We start from the raw sequence: 19,445 nt of genomic DNA, 5'->3' as shown, positions 1-19,445 counted from the left end.
ATTATAATAATGAAAATAAATATCAGGATGCATATAACAGTAAAAAGAGTTATATTAAAATGAAAAATATCATTCTTATAATTTTGATTGCAAACCTTTTATCGGCTTGTGCATTAGCACCAAAGCTAAAACAGCCTAATGATAGGAACCGTGTGCCTATTAATAAAACAATCCCTGCCGAAATTAAGCGAGGAGACAGATGAAAACAAAACAAGCAAAACCAGTGAAAGCCGAACAACTTAGAAGTTATTATGAAGAAAGCCGTGGCTTAGAACGTGATCTTATAAATGAATTTATAAGGTCGCGTAGAACGGCATGGCGTGTAGCAAGTACTGTTGGTCTTTTTGGCTTATTCGGTATGATATGTGGAGTCGTTGGATTTTCTCAACCAGCTCCAACACCTTTAGTATTGCGCGTTGATAATACGACGGGTGCAGTTGATGTTATCTCAATCATGCGTGAACACGAGACCAGCTATGGTGAAGTTGTAGATAGATATTGGCTAAACCAATATGTGCTTAACCGCGAAACTTACGACTATGATACCATTCAACTGAATTATGACACAACAGCACTTTTAAGTGCGGCATCTGTTCAACAAGAATACTATAAAATCTATGATGGAGAAAATGCACGAGATAAAGTGCTTTCCAACAAAGCACGTATCGCTGTAAAAGTACGATCAATCCAGCCTAATGGGCTTGGTCAAGCAACTGTACGTTTTACAACGCAGCAACATGACAGCAACGGTGCTGCTACTGGACCAAAACAACACCAAATTGCAACAATTGGTTACACCTATGTTGGTGCACCTATGAAATCATCTGATCGATTGCTTAACCCCCTTGGTTTTCAAGTGACAAGTTACCGTTCTGATCCGGAAGTCCTGTTGAATGATTAAGGAATTGATTGTTATGAAAAAACTTGCATTCGTTGTTCTATTGTCTTCGTTTTCTTCTCTTTATACGGTACCTGTGCAGGCGCTCAAAAGCCCATCAAATTCACAATATGATCACCGCATTCGCTATATAACATATAACGAAGCCGATGTGGTTCAAATTGAAACAGTTCTTGGTGTGGCAACACATATTATTCTTGAAGAAGGTGAACAGTATATCACTCATGCCTTTGGCGATTCGGAAGCCTATGCCTTTGCTCATAAAGGGCGGCATATTTTTATTAAACCAAAAGCAGAACTCGCTAATACGAATCTCATCGTTGTAACTGACAAACGGAGTTACAAATTCCGACTACAATTTCGAAATGACCGTGCGGGATCAACATATGAATTAGCTTTCCATTATCCCGATTCAAATGATGAAAAGTCGGAAGAAAACAACCGACGCCTTGCGATTGAGCGTGGTTTTCACCAAAGCGTCAACGGCTATAATCTCAGTTACACCATGAGCGGTCACCAAGATATTGCTCCGATAAATGCTTGGGACAATGGGCGTATTACTTACTTCAAATTTCCCGCTAACATGGATATGCCATCGATTTATGTCGTAGATGCTGAAGGAAATGAAAGCTTAATACCACGCACCGTTATCGGCAGTTCTAATGATATTATCGCCGTTCATAAGGTCAATCCTAAATGGCTCATACGACTTGGTAAACGTGCTCTAGCTGTTTTTAATGAAGCCTATGACCCCAATGGTGTACCAAACACAACAGGGACAGTATCTTCGGTGGTTTATCGTATCAATAAAGGAGGAAAATGATGTTTGACAATAAGGAAGGAGAGGGAAAAAGTACAAAACTCGATAACGTCGAGCAAAAACATATTGAAGGTACCTATGGAGGGTCGGAACTAGGTTCTGAACGTCGTCCAACAATTCCAGGTACCCGTGCATTGTTAATGGTAGGACTTATTGTCATAGTAGCGATACCGATTGCCTTGACTTGGAAAGCTTTTAAAATGCGTAATACTGTGGAAGTTGAGGAAGAAAACCCACAACAAATAGTACAGCAAATTATACCAAACTACGTCCCTCGGATTATAGAAGAGCCAAAGCCTGTAGAAGAAGCAGAGAAATCAACACAAATAGAAGATTCAAGCCTAGATATTCCACCGGCCTTGAGTAAGCTTCTTCAAACAGCCATTCCTCCACATATGCTCCAAGATTCTGAAGAATTAGCACGCAAACGTATGCTTAGTTCTAGCCTTAACAGCGGCGGTAGCGAAGGATCTACAGATACAAGTAATAAAGCATCGAATAATGATAGAGGTAATGGCGCATTATTTGATAACCTTCAGCCCGTGCGTTTAGGTCAATCACATGCGGCGCAACTTCGTAACCGTGACTTTTTGATTACGCAAGGAACGCAAATAGATTGCACGTTAGAAACAAAGATCATTACATCACAACCTGGAATGACGACGTGTCATTTAACACGCGATATTTATTCCACAAGTGGTCGAGTTGTTTTGCTTGACCGTGGTTCTAAAGTCGTTGGTTTTTACCAAAGTGGCATACAACAAGGACAAACGCGTGTGTTTGTTCAGTGGTTACGCATCGAAACACCTTCTGGTGTTGTTGTCAATCTTGACTCACCCGGCACGGGTCCTCTGGGGGAAGCGGGTATTGGTGGATGGGTTGACAGACACTTTTGGGAGAGATTTGGTAGTGCAATTATGGTAAGCATTATCGGTGATTTAGGAGAATGGGTAAGAGGCAAAGTTAGTAAAAGCAGCAAAGAAAATAAAGAGAACTCACAAAATAAAGGTAATCAGAATGCTGAATCTATAGCAATCGATTTTATTCAAAATTCCATCAATATCACACCAACACTTTACAAAAACCAAGGTGAACGAGTAAATATTTTTGTTGCTCGTGATTTGGATTTCAGCAATGTCTACAGTCTTGTCACACGTTAACCCGATACAGAAAGATCAAGCTGTTTCTCAGCTTCTACAACCGCTTGATTGTTTCTTAGAAGATCCCACGATCACTGAATTATCGATTTGCCGCCCCTGTGAAGTATGGACGAAAAGCTTTAAGGGTTGGCAAGTACATAGCGTACCAGAGTTAACAACCAATTTTTTGCAAACGCTCATTACAGCTATTATCGTTTATAACGGTATGGCTCCCAGAAGTATTAATTATGTGCTATTGCCTGGTGGACAACGTGGTACAATCATACAAACGCCAGCTGTCGTTGATGGTGCTCTTTCCTTTGTGATTCGTAAACATTCTCTTATAGTTAAGACGTTAGAAGAACTCAAAGAAGAAGGTGCATTTGATAATTTCTCTGACGTAAGTTTTAACAAACCTTCAAAAAAAGAAGCAAATAACTTGTTATCGAAGCAGGACTTCACAAGGTTGGAACCATTTGAAGTTGAACTCTTGCAACATAAACGTGATGGAAAAATTCTTGAATTTTTACAAGAATGCGTCCTTCATAAACGCAACATTATTATTGCAGGCAAGACAGGATCTGGTAAAACAACATTTGCTCGCTCTTTAATTGAAAAGGTTCCTGTAGAAGAGCGTATTATCACAATTGAAGATGTTCATGAGCTTTTTCTACCCAATCATCCCAATCATGTACATATGATTTATGGTAGCAATGTAGGCCGTGTTTCAGCTGAAGAATGCCTAGATGCGTGTATGCGTCAATCACCCGACCGAATTTTTCTCGCTGAATTGCGAGGCAATGAGGCATGGGAATATCTCAATTCACTCAACACTGGTCATCCCGGATCGATTACAACAACGCATGCCAACAGCGCTTTGCAGACATTTGAGCGATGTGCCACCTTGATTAAAAGAGCAGAAGTTGGCCGGCAACTCGAGTTAGAGATGATAAAAATCGTTCTCTATACAACGGTTGACGTAGTGTTGTTCTTTAAAGATAGAAAACTCTCTGAAGTCTTTTACGACCCGATTTTTGCTAAATCAAAAATCGCTTAAAAGGAGCTTCTTCTCTCGATAATATGATGCAAACAATAAATAGCCGTAACCAATTGTTACGGTTATTTATTTAACTTTCCCTATTCTCTTTGCTTCTCCAATGCATTTTCTACACTCTTCATGAATAAAAGAAGAAAAAAGTTAATAGACAACAACTTTACGAGAAAACCAAATTATACATAAGGCTCTCTCTATTCTCTTACCTTTGATCATTCTTTCCATTTATCTTTTGAAAAAATGTGTTTGATGCAAAAAAGAAGAAAATAAATTTTGATTCGCCTATCAATGAAAGCTTCGTAAAATAGGTACTTTCGATCATCACAAATGATTATCGTCATCAAGACCAAAACTTATCATTTAAAAATTCTAAGTGCTATTTTCAAATGATTAATAAATATGTTTTTTCACCAAAAAATCTCCAGATACGAAAAACCTCATATGAAATAAAGTATCATTTCGATTTAGCATCTATAAACCACATTCTATTTGGTAATAAAAAGTATAGTGGTATATCGACGTCTTCTTCGAACGACGAAAGATTCTTAACCTCCGGCTGTTCGTAAACAACTAAATTTTTCTTAAGCAAGCTCTGCTAACCATATCATGTGGCTTATGTCCCCTCCTCAAGACGATATCCATAGACTACACTGGTAGGCTCTACTCTGAATATTCCAGCTCTCTTCTCTGAACCTCAAAAAGCGAAAATTCCTAAAAGCGCAGATCTAAAATCCCACTTCTTAAGATGCATCACATTGATTTATAAAGAGTGTTCATTATTGTGCATATTGGATAAAAGATCTTAGTACCGTAGGATTCTCTCATTTCAAAGCTGTTTATTAACCAAAACCATGTCTCTTGCACATTCCAAGTAAATAAAGCCGTGTAGAATGAAACTGTATAAAAAAGCACTAAAAATGCCTCTTATAAACCATCCCAAATGCCAAAATGTTCGTAACATTGGGAATTGGCAAAGTGTCTAATGGCGCCCAGCTTGCTCTTTTATGAAGTGTAAAGATAGAGATGCTCTATAAATTTTATATTATTCAACGGGGCTTTACCATTATACCATCCACGAACTCTGTCGTGAAATGAGCTTGGGCACCTTAAAGAAAGGTTTCTTAAAAACAAGTGCGTAAATTGACAAGCCAAGTGTATTTTGTTTGGAGCATTCTGTTTTTGCATAAGGGTTGTGATCTTATTAAAAAACGAGAGAAACAAAAACGTGAAGCAATGAGTAATCTCTATTATTTAAAAGACATTACTCTAGACGTTTTTGAAAGTTATAAAACTGAACTAAAAATAACGGCAAAAATGGAAACTGGTTTGCATCTCTACAGCTTCATATTCTCCCTAAATTAGAAGACTGTATACCGGTTTCAGAGATTACACCAACAGAAAGATACCTAATATTCTTAACTCCCATCTGCTAGATAAAAGCTGCAACAGCAAAAGCTCTTTTAGAAAAACAACGCCATAAAATCATTAATAATCCGGCAATGAGTTGGAGAAATGTTACAGATTTTTATCAAACACTCTGCAAAGCAACAATAATGATACAACTGACTTTGTGTCTGCTTATTCTTACAGGTTTCGTACCCATCTCTTGCATCAATTCGTGAAAATTAAATTGAAGGGGATATATGAACAATTCTTGACTCGAGAATATGAAAGATCTGCATGATACTATAATACTATAAGAGATTTTCACGTACCCTTATGATCAGAAGCATTAAAAATTTTAAAACAAGCACGCTTGTTTTTTCGCAATGATTTCTTTTTTCTGCAACCAGTCGTGGTCCTTATTAACGTGAATTTCCTATCACAATATATAAGAGAGATTAGACTAAAAACCTGTCCATGTAGATTTCACTCTCGTTTACGTAATTGGCTAGCAGACTCCACCTACCACATCTCAAAGGACAAAGCCTCTTAATACGCACTGATCTGCAAATTATTCGCCTCCTCGCCTAGCAGATTTCACCTTCTAACCACTTTAATTACCACGTCCTAAATACGATAATGTTTTACGGCACAACAGAATAAATACCAAAACAATGACCGATTATACCGTTAATACTTGGGCACCTCTCTTTCATGTTAAGAAATATCTTTTATGCTGAAAAATAAAAAACACTTTTACTGCTTAAATAACTTTCTTAAGAAGACATACAAGAAAAAATGAAATACTCTAACATAATAAATAAGATCTAAACCTAGAAATCTCTATTTTTTATAGATAAAACATATAAAATCAAAACCTATGAAACTCATCAAAATACAACATGTTTTCTTTGATAATTGAATTTATTCAACTCAAACGAACCTGTAAACATCGCTTATTCCACATTTGCAACACGTGTTTTTAGAATTCTCACTACCGTTTTCTAAATTTTTAGAAAAAACTATAAATTTGATATTTTTTCAAACATCTTATCTGCTCTTTAATGAATTTAAATCTATGACGTTGCAATAATTTTAAATTACTGCCCCCTTAACTGTATGGTCTATCTCTACAATAGATAGGGATTTTACATTCTCCATTTTGAGAACTATAAATTTTGTTTTTTAATGCGATTAACAATCCAATCTTTAAAATAAAAAATATGACCTTTAAATATTTATAATGATTTTATCAAAAATTCCTAATCCCTGAATATTAGCAATGTTTTCGATATTATAATAAATGTGTCGTAAAATGACGAACTGTCATAATGACCACTTCTTTGTATTTCATTTGAATAATTTACATACGTTATAATATTCGTATCAGCATTTATTTTTTGTGCTCTATTTATACAGAGTTATCTTTTTTATAAAAAATGATTAATTGAATCTGCATTAAAATAAAAATTCTGATACGAATTTAATAAAAATAAAAACACATGGCATATTGATTTTATTGTTTTTACATAGAACGCTATTTAAAGTATAGTTTTCCCAAAATACTAATGCCTTTTTAAAGGTAATAATAACTATGGTAACCGCTTCATAGAAGCCAATAAATTTTAGAGATTAAACCTCAAGAGGCACAAAAAACACACATAATTTTCTGTTTTTCTTTTTACTGTTCGTTAATCGGCTAATTTTCAAAGATAACATTCAATTATGAGTTTTCTGCTCAGCCATTGCAAGGATTGCTCCTACAAGGATTGGTTAGTTTTTAGAGATTACTTCGCTTTTAGAATGATTATAGCTACTGCACCCTTATAAACAGCCGATCTTCTTTTAGAGATTTAATTGCTAAAAGGAGATCCAACTTTCTACCTTGCGCTTTATTTTCATCAATCAGTAAATTTTCAAAGGCGGCGTTCAACCATGAGTTTTTTAATTTCAGCAATCGCTTTCGCTGGATTTAATCCCTTTGGACAAGTTTGCGCACAATTCATAATCGTATGGCAACGATAAAGGCGGAAAGGATCTTCTAAATTATCAAGACGTTCACCACACATCTCATCACGTGAATCCGCAATCCAGCGATAAGCTTGAAGCAAAACAGCGGGGCCCAAATAACGATCACCATTCCACCAATAACTTGGACATGAAGTCTGACAACACGCACACAAAATACACTCATAAAGGCCATCGATTTTTTGACGATCGGAGTGACTTTGTAACCATTCTTTTGCAGGTTCAGGAGAAACTGTTTGCAACCAAGGCTCAATAACTCGGTGTTGCGCATAAAAGCGATTCAAGTCAGGAACCAAATCTTTAACAACCGGCATGGAAGGCAAAGGATAGACTTTAATGGGGTGTTTTACATCATCCATCCCTTTGGTACAAGCCAATGTATTGGTTCCATCAATATTCATCGCACATGAACCACAGATGCCCTCACGGCAAGATCGACGAAGTGTCAAAGTTGGATCAATATGGTTTTTAATAAACAAAAGCCCATCAAGAATCATTGGACCACAAGCAGAACGATCTACATAATAAGTATCCAGACGAGGATTATTCTCATCATCAGGCGACCAACGGTAAACCTGAAATTCTGTCAGCTTTGTCGCACCTTCAGGTTTAGGCCAAACCTTCCCCGGTTTTACTTGAGAGTTTTTGGGAAGCTTAATTTGTACCATAATTCGTGTCTCCCCTTAATAAACCCGTTTTTTAGGTGCAATGCGCTTTAAATCGATCCCACCATCAGCTTCAGATGTTAACGGGTCCACATGAACAGGTCGATATGATAACGTCACCTTACCTTCTTTTGACAAATGTGAAAGCGTATGTTTACGCCAATTTTTATCATCACGTTCCGGATAATCTTCACGAGCATGAGCGCCACGGCTTTCTAAACGGGCTTGTGCAGAATGAACAGTCGTGATTGCATTCGCCATGAGATTTTCAAGCTCTAACGTTTCAACCAAATCAGAATTCCATATCAACGAGCGATCTGTAACTTTGAGGTCAGACAATTCCCCCCAGATTTTATTCATCCGTTGACATCCTTGTTGTAAAGAATCTTCTGTACGGAACACTGCCGCATCTTCTTGCATCGTACGTTGCATTTTTTCACGCAATAGAGCAGTCGGTATCGCCCCTTGTGCAAAACGTAAACGATCAAAACGCGCTATAATTTCGTCAACAGCTTCTTCATTGATGGGTGGAATTTCTGCATTCCGATCAATAACTTCACCTGCGCGAATGGCAGCAGCACGACCAAACACCACAAGATCAATTAATGAATTTGACCCCAAGCGATTAGCCCCATGAACAGAAGCACATCCTGCTTCTCCTACCGCCATCAGCCCTGGTTGAATACGATCAGGCGAATCAGCCGTTGGGTTGAGAACTTCTCCGTAGTAATTGGTAGGAATCCCACCCATATTATAATGAACCGTTGGCAAGATAGGGATAGGCTCTTTTGTTACATCCACACCCGCAAAAATCCGTGCTGATTCCGAAATTCCCGGTAAACGCTCGTGCAAGATTGCAGGATCAATATGGTTGAGAACCAAATGAATATGGTCCTTCTTAGGTCCAACACCACGTCCTTCACGAATTTCAAGTGTGATACAACGCGAAACCAAGTCACGTGAAGCCAAATCCTTAAAGGAGGGTGCATAGCGCTCCATAAAGCGTTCACCTTCAGAATTGATTAAATAGCCTCCTTCACCACGAGCTCCTTCTGTAATTAAGCAGCCAGAACCGTAAATCCCTGTAGGATGAAATTGCACAAACTCCATATCCTGAAGTGGCAATCCAGCACGTGCGATCATTCCACCACCATCACCTGTACAGGTATGCGCCGATGTCGCGGAAAAATAAGCCCGTCCATAACCACCGGTTGCAAGAACAACCATTTTGGCCGAAAAACGATGTATTGTACCATCATCGAGATTCCATGCCACAACCCCCGTACAAACCCCATCCGTCATGATGAGATCGAGTGCAAAATATTCAATAAAAAATTGCGCATTATGCTTTAAGCTTTGTCCATAAAGCGTATGCAAAATGGCATGGCCTGTACGATCAGCTGCTGCACAAGTACGCTGAACAGGTGGACCTTCACCAAATTGTGTCGTATGTCCACCAAACGGACGTTGATAAATTTTGCCTTCTTGCGTCCGCGAAAAAGGAACGCCATAATGTTCTAATTCGTAGACAGCAGCAGGTGCATTACGCACCAAATACTCCATTGCATCGGTATCACCCAACCAATCAGAACCTTTCACGGTATCATATAAATGCCACTGCCAATTGTCAGGTCCCATATTTGAAAGCGATGCAGCAATCCCCCCTTGTGCTGCAACCGTGTGCGAGCGAGTTGGAAAAACCTTCGTGATACAAGCTGTCTTTAATCCTTGTTCCGCCATACCAAGCGTTGCACGTAATCCTGCACCACCTGCCCCAACAACAACAACATCAAATTTATGATCTACAGTGCGATAAGGGGCGTTACCTGCTTTAGCGCCCAGAGATGATCCTGTACCCGCCATACTTGTTTAACCCCCTAATGCAATTTTCAAAAGAGAAAAAATAATGATACCACCTATGAGAAAACAAAATGAAATATTTAACGTCAAAAAGAATATCCGGAAACCTTCACGTGGAATATAATCTTCAATCACCACCTGCATACCAAGTTTCATATAATAAAGGACCGAAAAAGTCATCAATCCCATCAAAATAGCAACAATAGGATGTGCAAGTCTTGCACGCACAATGCTATAGTCCTTTCCCACAAGCGAAAGAATAAGAACAATAAAAAATATCAAAAGTGGTAGATTGATAAACCCTGTCAAACGTTCTAGCCAAAAATGCTCTGTTCCTTCATGAGCACTGCCACGCCCCCGTACTTTTCCAAGTTCCGTTCGAAAATCTTTTTTCATATCTCTTTTCACCCCCAGCTAAACAACGGTATATCCAATAATCCAAATCGCAAAAGTAACAATAAGAGAAATAAATACTGTCGCCCAAGCAGTGACTGTTGCCTTTTCTTTTGCCAAAAGGCAAGGCTTCAGATCCCAAACAATGTGGCGAACACCACCAACCATGTGATGAACCCCTGCCAAAGTATAAAGAAACAAGATACACAATCCAAACCAAGAACTATAAATCTCGTGAACCGTTCTGAATGCCTCCTCCCCACACGCAATAGCAATTAACCAAACAGCAAGAAAGACCATTCCAACATAAAGTGCTATACCTGTAATGCGATGCGCAATGGACATAGCCATAGTAATTGTCCAACGATAAATACTTATATGAGGGGAACGAGGGCGCTCTTTTATCCTAGTTGTCTCTGTCATAAAATATCCTGACCTGGTTTTTACTGCAACCGCAATGAACGAGAAAATTCGCATAAAACGACTAAATATATTATCTCGTTTTTACTTGTTTGGCATCTTAAGATACCAATATTACAGGTCGGTTGTCTCAAATAACGGATTAAAGGTCACGCATAAAAAAAACCGATTGCTCCACGGATATAATCCGCAAAACTTGCTTTAATCTAATACAATTTTATCTTCACGTCAAAGGTCTAACATCTTTTCTCAAATATAAAATAGGAATTTTTCCAGATTAAACCTATCTTTTTGAGGATCCACGATATATGCAACGATATCTTAAATTAACCCCATGATTAAGAATAAAACGAGGCAAAAATGATAGATTAAACATTTTTATGTCCCCTCTAAGCCTTTTAAAAGACAAAACGAATCACGAAAGACACAAATAAGCGGCATAAAAGCCGCTTTTGCATAAAGTTTAGCCGATATAATCTCTACTCAGCAACTTGCTTTTCAACATCTGTGCTTACAGCTGCTGCTTCTACTTTCTCAACAACCTTTTCAGCTTTTTTCCGATAATCTCTCTTTTCAGCGATACGCGCAGCTTTACCTCTCAAACCACGAAGATAATAGAGTTTTGCACGGCGCACTTTACCACGGCGCACCAGCTCAACACCTTCAATCAACGGAGAATAAACAGGAAATACCCGTTCCACCCCTTCACCATAAGAAATCTTGCGTACTGTAAAGGTCTCATTCAACCCACCGCCTGAACGGGCAATACAAACACCTTCATAAGCCTGAACACGCGTCCGCGTACCTTCCGTCACACGCACCATGACACGGACTGTATCTCCTGGCTGAAAGGCTGGAAATTGGCGCTTTTCTTCAATTTTTGCACATTGTTCAGCTTCAAGTTGTGCGATAATATTCATTTCTTTTATCCTTCATGTTCTTTATCAAACAGTCAGAGCGCTCAACTCTTACCAAAAAAGCCTTTATTAAGAATAAGGAGCTCTTTAGGCTATGCCTTACACAGGAGCGAATACACCATTCCTTCATTTTAATTCTGGAACTACAGAAAACCTTTTATAAAAAACTCTCTAAAAAGAGAGCCATGCAATACACCACCTTATCATATGAATCAAGTTTTCTGATGATTTTTATCATAACGCGCATAAAGATCAGGGCGACGTTGACGTGTTAACAATTCGGCTTGACTTTGACGCCAATCTGCGATCGCTTTGTGATGACCTGAGAGCAACACAGGCGGAATACCCCGCCCTTCGAAAAGAGAAGGACGTGTATATTGCGGATGTTCCAGCAAGCCATTTTCAAAACTTTCACTCTTCGCAGAAGCTGCATTTCCCATCACTCCAGGCAGAAGACGTATAACAGCATCTAAGATAACCAATGCGGCTGTTTCACCCCCTGAAAGAATATAATCACCAATAGAGACTTCTTCTAATTCTCGCGCTTCTATGACTCGCTCATCAACCCCTTCAAAACGTCCACAAACTAACGTTACACCCCTATCACGAGCCAAGCTATGCGCATAAGCTTGGTCAAAAGGGCGCCCACGTGGACTCATCAACAATCTTGGCGAATCCTGTGGACAACAGTCAAGAGCAGCCGCCAATACATCCGCCCGCATCACCATACCAGCCCCCCCACCAGCAGGTGTATCATCAACGCTATGATGTTTATCCAAAGCAAAATCCCTAATCTGCACCGTCTCCAGTGACCAAATTCCGCGCTCTAAAGCCTGCCCTGCTAAAGAATACCCTAAAAGACCAGGAAACATTTCAGGATAAAGGGTTAAAACGCGCGCCTGAAACTTCATTTTATTTCTCATCCTTATTTTCTTCAACAGACTCTCAATAGTAAAAAGAGCACAAACAAAATATTTAACGCTATAGCGTTAAATTGAATCTCCTTGATATGGCCATATTTAATACGATCCTTCTAAATACTTGCACTAAAAAAGACTCTAAAAATTCAGGACTATCTCGAGATAAAGTGCTTAAAATATCCGCTCAAAAGTGCATTTTTAATATTTCCACACTTTCCACTTTTTATTGACGAAATTCGTCTGTTATTTTTTACCTTCATCTTTATTTTTAGATTCAAGCTATTTCCTTTTTATCATTGTCTCCCCCATCACTTAAACCAGCTGCCATGGGATCAACAACAAGAAAACCAGAATCCATACAAATTTCTGGTACCGCCGCCTTACTAAAGGGAATAAGAACTTTTTTACCCGTATTCAAACGTATTTCAAGCAAATCACCAGCCCCGAAATTAAAGAAACCACACACTTCACCTAAGATTTTTCCCCCACAATCTTGAACACACAAGCCTATTAAATCAACTTGATAAAACTCATCCTCCATCAAATCATCAATTAATTGATCACGCGTCACATAAAGGCGAATACCTTTTAAAGACTCAGCCGCATTACGATTTTCTACCCCTTTAAAATGTACAATCGCCTTATTTTTTTGTATGCGAAGAGTTACAATTTCATAAGAACGCCCCATATCATCATAAAGAGTGCTGTAAGACTTGAAACGCTGTGGCTCAGCACTTAGAATTTTAACAAAAACATCTCCTTTTATACCATGAGGCATACCAATAATGGCAAGATAGACTTTATTTTTAAGCTTTTCTTTATTATACTTCATGAAAAAGATATTATCTCTCAAAAATGAACCCTTCAATCTTATAGTTTTCTATTCAATCTTGTTGCCATATGAGACAATCTTCTAAAAGACCTTTCTTGGTAACAAAAACAAATTAATAAAGGAGAAAGTCTTATGGCAAATATTATGCTATTTTACAAAGATATCACGCCAATCAACAAAGTTTCCCATAAAAATCTAAAATTTGCTCCTCCAAGTGATATGTCTTTTGCCAAGGATACTCACTGGGTTCCTTTAGCAAGTACTGAGTATTTTCAAGCAGCACTAGACTATCCTATTTTATTTATGTGCGCCGAAGATGAACAAAAAAAACGGCACTACACATCCGCGGCTCTTGTCGGTCTTTCTAATGACGAAAATGACTATATCGCTTCTGATAAAAGTTGGAAAACCAATACTTATGTCCCTGCTTTTGTCCGTCGCTATCCTTTTGTTCTAGCACAAATTAGTAATGAAAAAGAACTTTCTGTTTGCTTTGATCAACAGTCAGGTATGTTTAATGAAGTTGCAGGAACAGAACTTTTTAATTCCGACGGCTCTATTTCTCCTTTTATGGAAGAACGTATTCGTTTTCTTGAAAGTTTTAAAATAGCCATGGAGAAAACCTCTGAGTTTATTGATGCTCTTGTGGAAATGGATCTTCTAAGCCAAAAATCCATCAATGTGAAAAACGATAAAGGTCTCTCAGCGCAGTTGGAACATTTTTGGGTTGTTGATGAAGAAAAATTGAATAAATTATCAGCAAGCCAACTTGCTAAACTTCATAAAAATGGCTTTTTAGGATTAATTTTTGCGCATTTGATGTCAACGCACAATCTCTTGAAAATACTCTCTCTCAAAGGTGAAAAGCAGATTATCAATCGTGAAGAGGAACCCCAAAACAAGAATGGTCATTCTAACGATGAAAAATCTAAAAAGAAAGAAACCCTCAACTAGATAATGCCTATCAAAAACGACAAGAGAAAAGATAAAAATATTCCTCTCATTCCAGCAGACCATGCAATTTTAAACGCAAGGAAAAATTGGTTAGAGTGTCTCATCCAAACACGTCGTATGTCGGCACAAACAGTGCAAGCCTATGAACGTGATACGCGGCAATTTTTGTCTTTTCTCTGTCAACACTTAAGCCATATACCAACCCTTACAGATCTTGCTCATTTACGCATCAGTGACTTGCGTGCTTATCTTGCTTATCGGCGTACAAACAATGTAAGTGCTCGCTCTTTAAGCCGCGGAGTGGCAGGCATACGTTCTTTTTTCAAGTACCTATCACGCGAAGGTATCGTCAATGTTCCCGCGGCTCAACTTATCCGAAGCCCCAAACACCCAAGATCGCTCCCAAAACCTTTAGCGATCAAATCAGCACTTCACATAGTCAAACAAGAAAACCAACTAGAAAATGAACCTTGGATTAGTGCTCGTAATGCGGCTGTCCTCATGCTTCTCTATGGCTGTGGAATGCGAATATCAGAAGCCTTAAGCCTCACACCAGAACAATTTTCTGATCCTGAAAAAACAAGTTTATTTATCACAGGAAAAGGCGGCAAAACACGCCTTGTTCCTCTCATCAAAATTGTTTACGAAGCTGTACAAAATTATCTCAAATGTTGCCCATATCCTTTAAGAGATAACCAACCCATATTTCGCGGAGTGCGAGGCGGTCCTCTACAACCCGCCATTATTCAGAAAACTGTACGCAACTTACGAGCAAGCCTTGGTTTACCAGAAACTGCAACGCCTCACACACTGCGCCATTCTTTTGCCACCCATCTTTTATCACGGGGGGGAGATTTGCGCACGATTCAAGAACTTCTTGGGCACGCTAGTCTTTCCACCACACAAATCTATACCCATGTCGATACAGACCATTTGTTAAAAATTTATCAAAAGGCCCATCCCCGTTCCTAAAAACGTCTCATCAAAAAAATTAGAGTGTCTCAACCTCAAGCGCCAAAGCATGGACACAAGTAGCTAACTCTTCTTGTAAAACTTTATAAATCGCTCGATGTATTTCTACGCGTGTCATATTGGAAAAAGAAGAAGATAAAATTTTCACTCGAAAATGTGTTTCTCCTTTACCATCAAAAGCATGTTCATTATGACGATGCCCCTCATGAAGATGACTTTCGTTAATCACTTCAAGCTTTTGCGGATGAAAAGCATCCTGAAGCTTTCTCTTTATTATTGTTTCTATAAACATTTTTCATTCCTCAAACAAAATGAACGTGCAAAAGTACCCCTTTTTCATAATAAAATTAAGTGTGAAAACAAATTTTTTAAAAGTCAATTCTTGTAAAATTAATCAATTTTGCATAAACCAAGGATATGACAATAACATCTAAATTATTCGATTCAATTCGCATAAGCTCAAATAAAAAACAAAAAGCTGAGCCAGAAGCGCAACAGTGCCAGTGGGAAGGTTGTGAAAAAACAGGGTCCCATAAAGCACCCGCAGGTCGAAATCACGAAGGACAATATTTATATTTCTGTATTGAACACGTACGCGCCTATAATAAAAATTTTAATTACTTCTCTGGTCTTAGCAATAAAGATATCGCAAAATTTCAAAAGGATGCTCTCACAGGACATCGTCCGACATGGCCTACAGATCTGAGCAATGGTACATCGAGAAAAACAGCCGCTAATTATGCAAAGATTCGCTCTGGAACAGCTGCCTATCAAAATCGCATGCGCGATCCCTTCACGCTTCTCACTGAGCGGCATTCAAGCAATAATTTCTCACGAAAATTAAAGCCCTTAGAAGCAAAAGCTTTTGATACACTGGGTCTACAGGCAAACGCTTCAGCAGAAGACATCAAAATGAAATATAAAGAGTTGGTAAAAAAGCACCATCCCGATTCCAATGGTGGTAATCGTGCTTCAGAAGAGCGCTTTCGTGATGTTTTACATGCTTATAATTTGCTAAAAAAGTCTGGTTTGTGCTAAAAATACGCGCTTGTATGAGCCTATTTTCATTTAGACCACCATTATTTGCGCAAGATATTATTTTTTGCAAAACATTATAGAATACGTAAAAATCTTCCTTCAATATCTAAGGCTTTCATTATAGAGCATTGCATAAATACTCTAACTCTTGTATCGTTTCTAATGAATAAATAGCGTCCTCTCCCTTCCAGAAACACAATGACAAATCTTAACCTTGAAAATTTGCCCGATATTACACTTTGTGCTCGCGATCTATTTCATATTGAAACAGATCTGAAAGTCCCTGCTTTTAGCACAAAAACCCCCCATGTCCCTGATATCGATCCCGATTATCTTTTTGATCAGCAAACAACTTTAGCGATTCTCGCAGGTTTTACCTTTAACCGTCGTGTAATGGTTTCTGGCTATCACGGTACAGGGAAATCAACACATATTGAACAAGTTGCTGCACGCCTCAACTGGCCTTGTGTCCGCATTAATCTCGATAGTCATGTAAGTCGTATCGATCTTGTAGGAAAAGACGCTATCGTTTTAAAAGATGGCTTACAAATCACTGAATTTAAAGAAGGCATTTTGCCATGGGCTTATCAAAATAATATTGCTCTTGTTTTCGACGAATATGACGCGGGGCGTCCCGATGTTATGTTTGTCATCCAGCGCGTTCTTGAAACCTCTGGAAAACTAAGCTTACTTGATCAAAGCCGTGTCATCTCTCCACATCCAGCCTTTCGTCTTTTTGCAACAGCAAACACCATTGGTCTTGGTGATACAACCGGTCTCTATCATGGTACCCAACAGATCAATCAAGCTCAAATGGACCGTTGGTCTATTGTTACAATACTCAATTATTTACCCCATGATAAAGAGGTTAATATCATTTGTTCAAAGGTCAAATCTTTTCAAACGGCTGAGGGGAAAAAGACAATTTCACAAATGGTTCATGTTGCTGATATGGTACGCCAATCTTTTATCAATGGAGATCTTTCAACTGTCATGAGTCCACGTACCGTCATTACTTGGGCAGAAAATACAACAATTTTTCAAGATGTCGGCTTTGCCTTCCGATTAACCTTTCTCAATAAATGTGATGAACTCGAACGTGCCACTGTTGCAGAATTTTATCAACGCGCCTTTGGACAAGAGCTTCCCGAATCACTCATTCATGGTGTTTCGCCTTAAGGAATCTGTCACTCATGGCTACCGATATTGGCGACAACAAAAATCTGGCAAAGGACTCTTCCAAAAACACTCTTAATGCTGAAGCTTTAAAAAAAGCACTTTCCACCTGTATGCGTGCAATTGCAGGCACAAAAAACCTTGAAGTTTCCTTTAGTCATAACCGACCATCTTTAAGCGAAAGTTGTGCGCGTTTACCAGAATTACCTCAATACGCAACGAATAAAGACATCACCATTACCCGCGGATTAGGTGATTCCATGGCTCTACGCAAAGCATGGCATGATAACCGCATTCACATGCAATTTGCTCCACTAGAATCAGAAGCACGTGCTGTCTTTGATGCCCTCGAACAAACACGTGTCGAAGCAATTGGCACTTTAGCCATGGAGGGGCTTGCAAAAAATCTTGATGTCATGCTCGCCGATAAATACAAAAGAGCCCATTATCATAAAATTAGCAACCAAAGTGAAGCCCCCATCCAAGAAGCGATTGCACTTTTATTGCGTGAAAAAATAACAAAGCGCACAGCTCCAAGAGAAGCAGGTCCTGTCTTAGAATTGTGGCGTCAAGAACTCGAACAAAAAGCAGCAGCAGAACTCGATGAACTCACTCATCATATTTACAACCAACAAGCTTTTGCACAGATTGTTCGCCAGATGCTTGCTACACTCAAAATGACAGTGCAACAAGCTGAAGCTTCTAACAGTGAAAACAATAAAAAATTAAAAAACGAATGTGAACCTCAAGACCAAGAAGAAGAAGAGAGTAAAAACAAAAAACACGCTCAAAGTGAAAAACAAACCAGCACTGAACAAGAAAGTGATGTGCAAGACGACGGAAAAACACAAGCGACACAATCAAACAACAATGATCAAGCTGACGGCGAGCAAAAAAATGGACCTTGGCAAGAAAAGCCGAGCAGACCCAAACGCCTTTTTTCCGATTCGGAACAAATGGAAAGACTTGGCAATTATAAAATCTTCACCCGTCAATTTGATGAAATTTTGGAAGCAACAGATTTTTGTTCTGAAAACGAGTTAGATCACTTACGCCGTTATCTTGATAAGCAAATCAATCATCTTCAAAACATCGTTGGACGTTTAGCAAACCGTCTCCAGCGCCGCTTGATGGCGCAACAAAATCGCAACTGGAGCTTTGACCTTGAAGAAGGATATCTTGATCCAGCACGGCTTCCACGTCTAATTATTGATCCCATGCAACCCCTTTCTTTTAAAATGGAAAGCAACACCAAATTTCGGGACACGGTTGTTTCACTTCTCATTGATAATTCTGGCTCAATGCGCGGACGCCCCATTAGCGTTGCCGCAAGCTGTGCTGATATTTTGGCACAAACTCTTGAACGTTGTAGTGTCAAAGTTGAAATTTTAGGTTTTACCACTAAAACTTGGAAAGGAGGAAAATCGCGAGAACAATGGCTTACCCAAAACAAATCCCACAATCCTGGACGCCTCAATGATTTATGCCATATCATCTATAAAAGTGCTGATACCCCATGGCGTCGCGCACGACGCAATTTAGGTTTGATGATGCAAGAAGGATTATTAAAAGAAAATATCGACGGAGAAGCTTTAATTTGGGCTCATCAACGTCTTTTATCGCGGCGTGAACAACGTCGCATCCTCATGGTCATTTCTGATGGTGCTCCTGTTGATGATTCGACACTATCGGTCAACTCCAGCAATTATCTAGAAAAACACTTACGCGCAGTGATTCAAGAAATCCAAACACACTCCCCCATCGAACTCATTGCCATTGGAATTGGTCATGACGTCACACGTTATTATCAACGTGCTGTAACAATTATGAATGCTGAAGAACTTGCCGACGCCATAACAAAACAATTAGAAATACTTTTTAGTGATAAAAAGCCTCATATTCATAAGAAATAAATCTGCCTTGAAACAGCCAACAGCTACATTTTAAAAAATTATCTCTATCATTAAACCATCGGC

18 protein-coding genes are annotated in these 19,445 nt (G+C 38.9%); 10 read left to right on the top strand and 8 right to left on the bottom strand.

What is annotated here, in order from left to right:
• Positions 1 to 59 precede the first annotated feature (59 nt).
• From ACFIKU_RS05770 to virB11, 5 genes are read left to right on the top strand one after another with little or no spacing between them, the layout of a single operon-like run.
• Positions 60 to 203, top strand: coding sequence for a TrwH protein (locus tag ACFIKU_RS05770; protein WP_208436711.1), 144 nt, complete (start codon positions 60 to 62; stop codon positions 201 to 203).
• Positions 200 to 901: a virB8 family protein gene (locus ACFIKU_RS05765; protein ID WP_375641128.1), complete on the top strand. Its 702-nt coding sequence runs from the start codon at positions 200 to 202 to the stop codon at positions 899 to 901. Before ACFIKU_RS05770 ends, ACFIKU_RS05765 begins: the two co-directional genes overlap by 4 nt.
• Positions 902 to 914: 13 nt before the next feature.
• A complete protein-coding gene (virB9, locus tag ACFIKU_RS05760; RefSeq protein ID WP_375606008.1) occupies positions 915 to 1,721 on the top strand; it encodes a P-type conjugative transfer protein VirB9 in 807 nt (268 codons plus the stop codon).
• Positions 1,721 to 2,878 carry a type IV secretion system protein VirB10 gene (gene virB10, locus ACFIKU_RS05755; RefSeq protein WP_375641130.1) on the top strand — a complete coding sequence of 386 codons (1,158 nt, stop codon included), beginning with the start codon at positions 1,721 to 1,723 and terminating at the stop codon, positions 2,876 to 2,878. The genes virB9 and virB10 overlap by 1 nt, the downstream gene beginning before the upstream one ends.
• A complete protein-coding gene (virB11, locus tag ACFIKU_RS05750) occupies positions 2,853 to 3,914 on the top strand; it encodes a P-type DNA transfer ATPase VirB11 (RefSeq protein WP_375656932.1) in 1,062 nt (353 codons plus the stop codon). Before virB10 ends, virB11 begins: the two co-directional genes overlap by 26 nt.
• A gap of 3,296 nt (positions 3,915 to 7,210) precedes the next feature.
• On the opposite strand, the gene ACFIKU_RS05745 is transcribed toward virB11, so the two are convergent.
• From ACFIKU_RS05745 to rimM, 7 genes are all read right to left on the bottom strand, one after another.
• The gene (locus ACFIKU_RS05745; protein ID WP_375641134.1) at positions 7,211 to 7,990 is read right to left on the bottom strand and encodes a succinate dehydrogenase iron-sulfur subunit; all 780 of its coding nucleotides are present in this window, start codon (positions 7,988 to 7,990) and stop codon (positions 7,211 to 7,213) included.
• A 15-nt stretch (positions 7,991 to 8,005) separates the two neighbouring features.
• Entirely contained in the window at positions 8,006 to 9,850 is a 1,845-nt protein-coding gene (gene sdhA, locus ACFIKU_RS05740) for a succinate dehydrogenase flavoprotein subunit (RefSeq protein ID WP_375626304.1), read from the bottom strand.
• A 6-nt stretch (positions 9,851 to 9,856) separates the two neighbouring features.
• Entirely contained in the window at positions 9,857 to 10,243 is a 387-nt protein-coding gene (sdhD, locus tag ACFIKU_RS05735; RefSeq protein ID WP_375625992.1) for a succinate dehydrogenase, hydrophobic membrane anchor protein, read from the bottom strand.
• 18 nt (positions 10,244 to 10,261) lie between these two features.
• Entirely contained in the window at positions 10,262 to 10,663 is a 402-nt protein-coding gene (gene sdhC, locus ACFIKU_RS05730) for a succinate dehydrogenase, cytochrome b556 subunit (RefSeq protein WP_375656931.1), read from the bottom strand.
• A gap of 476 nt (positions 10,664 to 11,139) precedes the next feature.
• Positions 11,140 to 11,580, bottom strand: a complete 441-nt coding sequence (gene rplS / locus ACFIKU_RS05725; protein ID WP_375635295.1) for a 50S ribosomal protein L19 — start codon at positions 11,578 to 11,580, stop codon at positions 11,140 to 11,142.
• Between the two features lie 209 nt (positions 11,581 to 11,789).
• Positions 11,790 to 12,488 carry a tRNA (guanosine(37)-N1)-methyltransferase TrmD gene (trmD, locus tag ACFIKU_RS05720; RefSeq protein ID WP_375641136.1) on the bottom strand — a complete coding sequence of 233 codons (699 nt, stop codon included), beginning with the start codon at positions 12,486 to 12,488 and terminating at the stop codon, positions 11,790 to 11,792.
• 283 nt (positions 12,489 to 12,771) lie between these two features.
• Positions 12,772 to 13,329: a ribosome maturation factor RimM gene (rimM, locus tag ACFIKU_RS05715; RefSeq protein ID WP_375641138.1), complete on the bottom strand. Its 558-nt coding sequence runs from the start codon at positions 13,327 to 13,329 to the stop codon at positions 12,772 to 12,774.
• Positions 13,330 to 13,461: 132 nt separating this feature from the next.
• Here rimM and ACFIKU_RS05710 point away from each other — a divergent pair, with 132 nt between their 5' ends.
• Positions 13,462 to 14,283 (top strand): SapC family protein, encoded by an 822-nt coding sequence (locus tag ACFIKU_RS05710; RefSeq protein ID WP_273723284.1) that lies wholly within the window; start codon positions 13,462 to 13,464, stop codon positions 14,281 to 14,283.
• 3 nt (positions 14,284 to 14,286) lie between these two features.
• A complete protein-coding gene (locus ACFIKU_RS05705) occupies positions 14,287 to 15,255 on the top strand; it encodes a tyrosine recombinase XerC (RefSeq protein WP_375641140.1) in 969 nt (322 codons plus the stop codon).
• A gap of 19 nt (positions 15,256 to 15,274) precedes the next feature.
• Here ACFIKU_RS05705 and ACFIKU_RS05700 read toward each other — a convergent pair whose 3' ends face one another.
• Positions 15,275 to 15,547 carry a BolA family transcriptional regulator gene (locus tag ACFIKU_RS05700; RefSeq protein WP_273723281.1) on the bottom strand — a complete coding sequence of 91 codons (273 nt, stop codon included), beginning with the start codon at positions 15,545 to 15,547 and terminating at the stop codon, positions 15,275 to 15,277.
• A 125-nt stretch (positions 15,548 to 15,672) separates the two neighbouring features.
• Here ACFIKU_RS05700 and ACFIKU_RS05695 point away from each other — a divergent pair, with 125 nt between their 5' ends.
• From ACFIKU_RS05695 to cobT, 3 genes are all read left to right on the top strand, one after another.
• Entirely contained in the window at positions 15,673 to 16,293 is a 621-nt protein-coding gene (locus tag ACFIKU_RS05695) for a J domain-containing protein (protein WP_375641142.1), read from the top strand.
• 198 nt (positions 16,294 to 16,491) lie between these two features.
• The gene (gene cobS, locus ACFIKU_RS05690; protein WP_375641144.1) at positions 16,492 to 17,472 is read left to right on the top strand and encodes a cobaltochelatase subunit CobS; all 981 of its coding nucleotides are present in this window, start codon (positions 16,492 to 16,494) and stop codon (positions 17,470 to 17,472) included.
• Between the two features lie 14 nt (positions 17,473 to 17,486).
• Positions 17,487 to 19,382, top strand: a complete 1,896-nt coding sequence (cobT, locus tag ACFIKU_RS05685; RefSeq protein ID WP_375656930.1) for a cobaltochelatase subunit CobT — start codon at positions 17,487 to 17,489, stop codon at positions 19,380 to 19,382.
• The last annotated feature ends 63 nt before the right edge of the window (positions 19,383 to 19,445 follow it).

Origin of the sequence: Bartonella sp. CM120XJJH (assembly GCF_042194715.1) — a bacterium.
GTDB lineage: Bacteria > Pseudomonadota > Alphaproteobacteria > Rhizobiales > Rhizobiaceae > Bartonella.
Note: the sequence above shows the minus strand (reverse complement) of the source record. Positions and strands in the feature narration are given on the sequence as shown.

Coding starts and splice junctions, on each gene's coding strand:
- sdhC (WP_375656931.1), bottom strand. CDS start 10,663: ATGACAGAGACAACTAGGATAAAAGAGCGCCCTCGTTCCCCTCATATA.
- cobS (WP_375641144.1), top strand. CDS start 16,492: ATGACAAATCTTAACCTTGAAAATTTGCCCGATATTACACTTTGTGCT.
- ACFIKU_RS05695 (WP_375641142.1), top strand. CDS start 15,673: ATGACAATAACATCTAAATTATTCGATTCAATTCGCATAAGCTCAAAT.
- ACFIKU_RS05705 (WP_375641140.1), top strand. CDS start 14,287: ATGCCTATCAAAAACGACAAGAGAAAAGATAAAAATATTCCTCTCATT.
- sdhD (WP_375625992.1), bottom strand. CDS start 10,243: ATGAAAAAAGATTTTCGAACGGAACTTGGAAAAGTACGGGGGCGTGGC.
- ACFIKU_RS05770 (WP_208436711.1), top strand. CDS start 60: ATGAAAAATATCATTCTTATAATTTTGATTGCAAACCTTTTATCGGCT.
- cobT (WP_375656930.1), top strand. CDS start 17,487: ATGGCTACCGATATTGGCGACAACAAAAATCTGGCAAAGGACTCTTCC.
- ACFIKU_RS05710 (WP_273723284.1), top strand. CDS start 13,462: ATGGCAAATATTATGCTATTTTACAAAGATATCACGCCAATCAACAAA.
- virB11 (WP_375656932.1), top strand. CDS start 2,853: ATGTCTACAGTCTTGTCACACGTTAACCCGATACAGAAAGATCAAGCT.
- rimM (WP_375641138.1), bottom strand. CDS start 13,329: ATGAAGTATAATAAAGAAAAGCTTAAAAATAAAGTCTATCTTGCCATT.
- trmD (WP_375641136.1), bottom strand. CDS start 12,488: ATGAAGTTTCAGGCGCGCGTTTTAACCCTTTATCCTGAAATGTTTCCT.
- virB9 (WP_375606008.1), top strand. CDS start 915: ATGAAAAAACTTGCATTCGTTGTTCTATTGTCTTCGTTTTCTTCTCTT.
- sdhA (WP_375626304.1), bottom strand. CDS start 9,850: ATGGCGGGTACAGGATCATCTCTGGGCGCTAAAGCAGGTAACGCCCCT.
- rplS (WP_375635295.1), bottom strand. CDS start 11,580: ATGAATATTATCGCACAACTTGAAGCTGAACAATGTGCAAAAATTGAA.
- ACFIKU_RS05700 (WP_273723281.1), bottom strand. CDS start 15,547: ATGTTTATAGAAACAATAATAAAGAGAAAGCTTCAGGATGCTTTTCAT.
- virB10 (WP_375641130.1), top strand. CDS start 1,721: ATGTTTGACAATAAGGAAGGAGAGGGAAAAAGTACAAAACTCGATAAC.
- ACFIKU_RS05765 (WP_375641128.1), top strand. CDS start 200: ATGAAAACAAAACAAGCAAAACCAGTGAAAGCCGAACAACTTAGAAGT.
- ACFIKU_RS05745 (WP_375641134.1), bottom strand. CDS start 7,990: ATGGTACAAATTAAGCTTCCCAAAAACTCTCAAGTAAAACCGGGGAAG.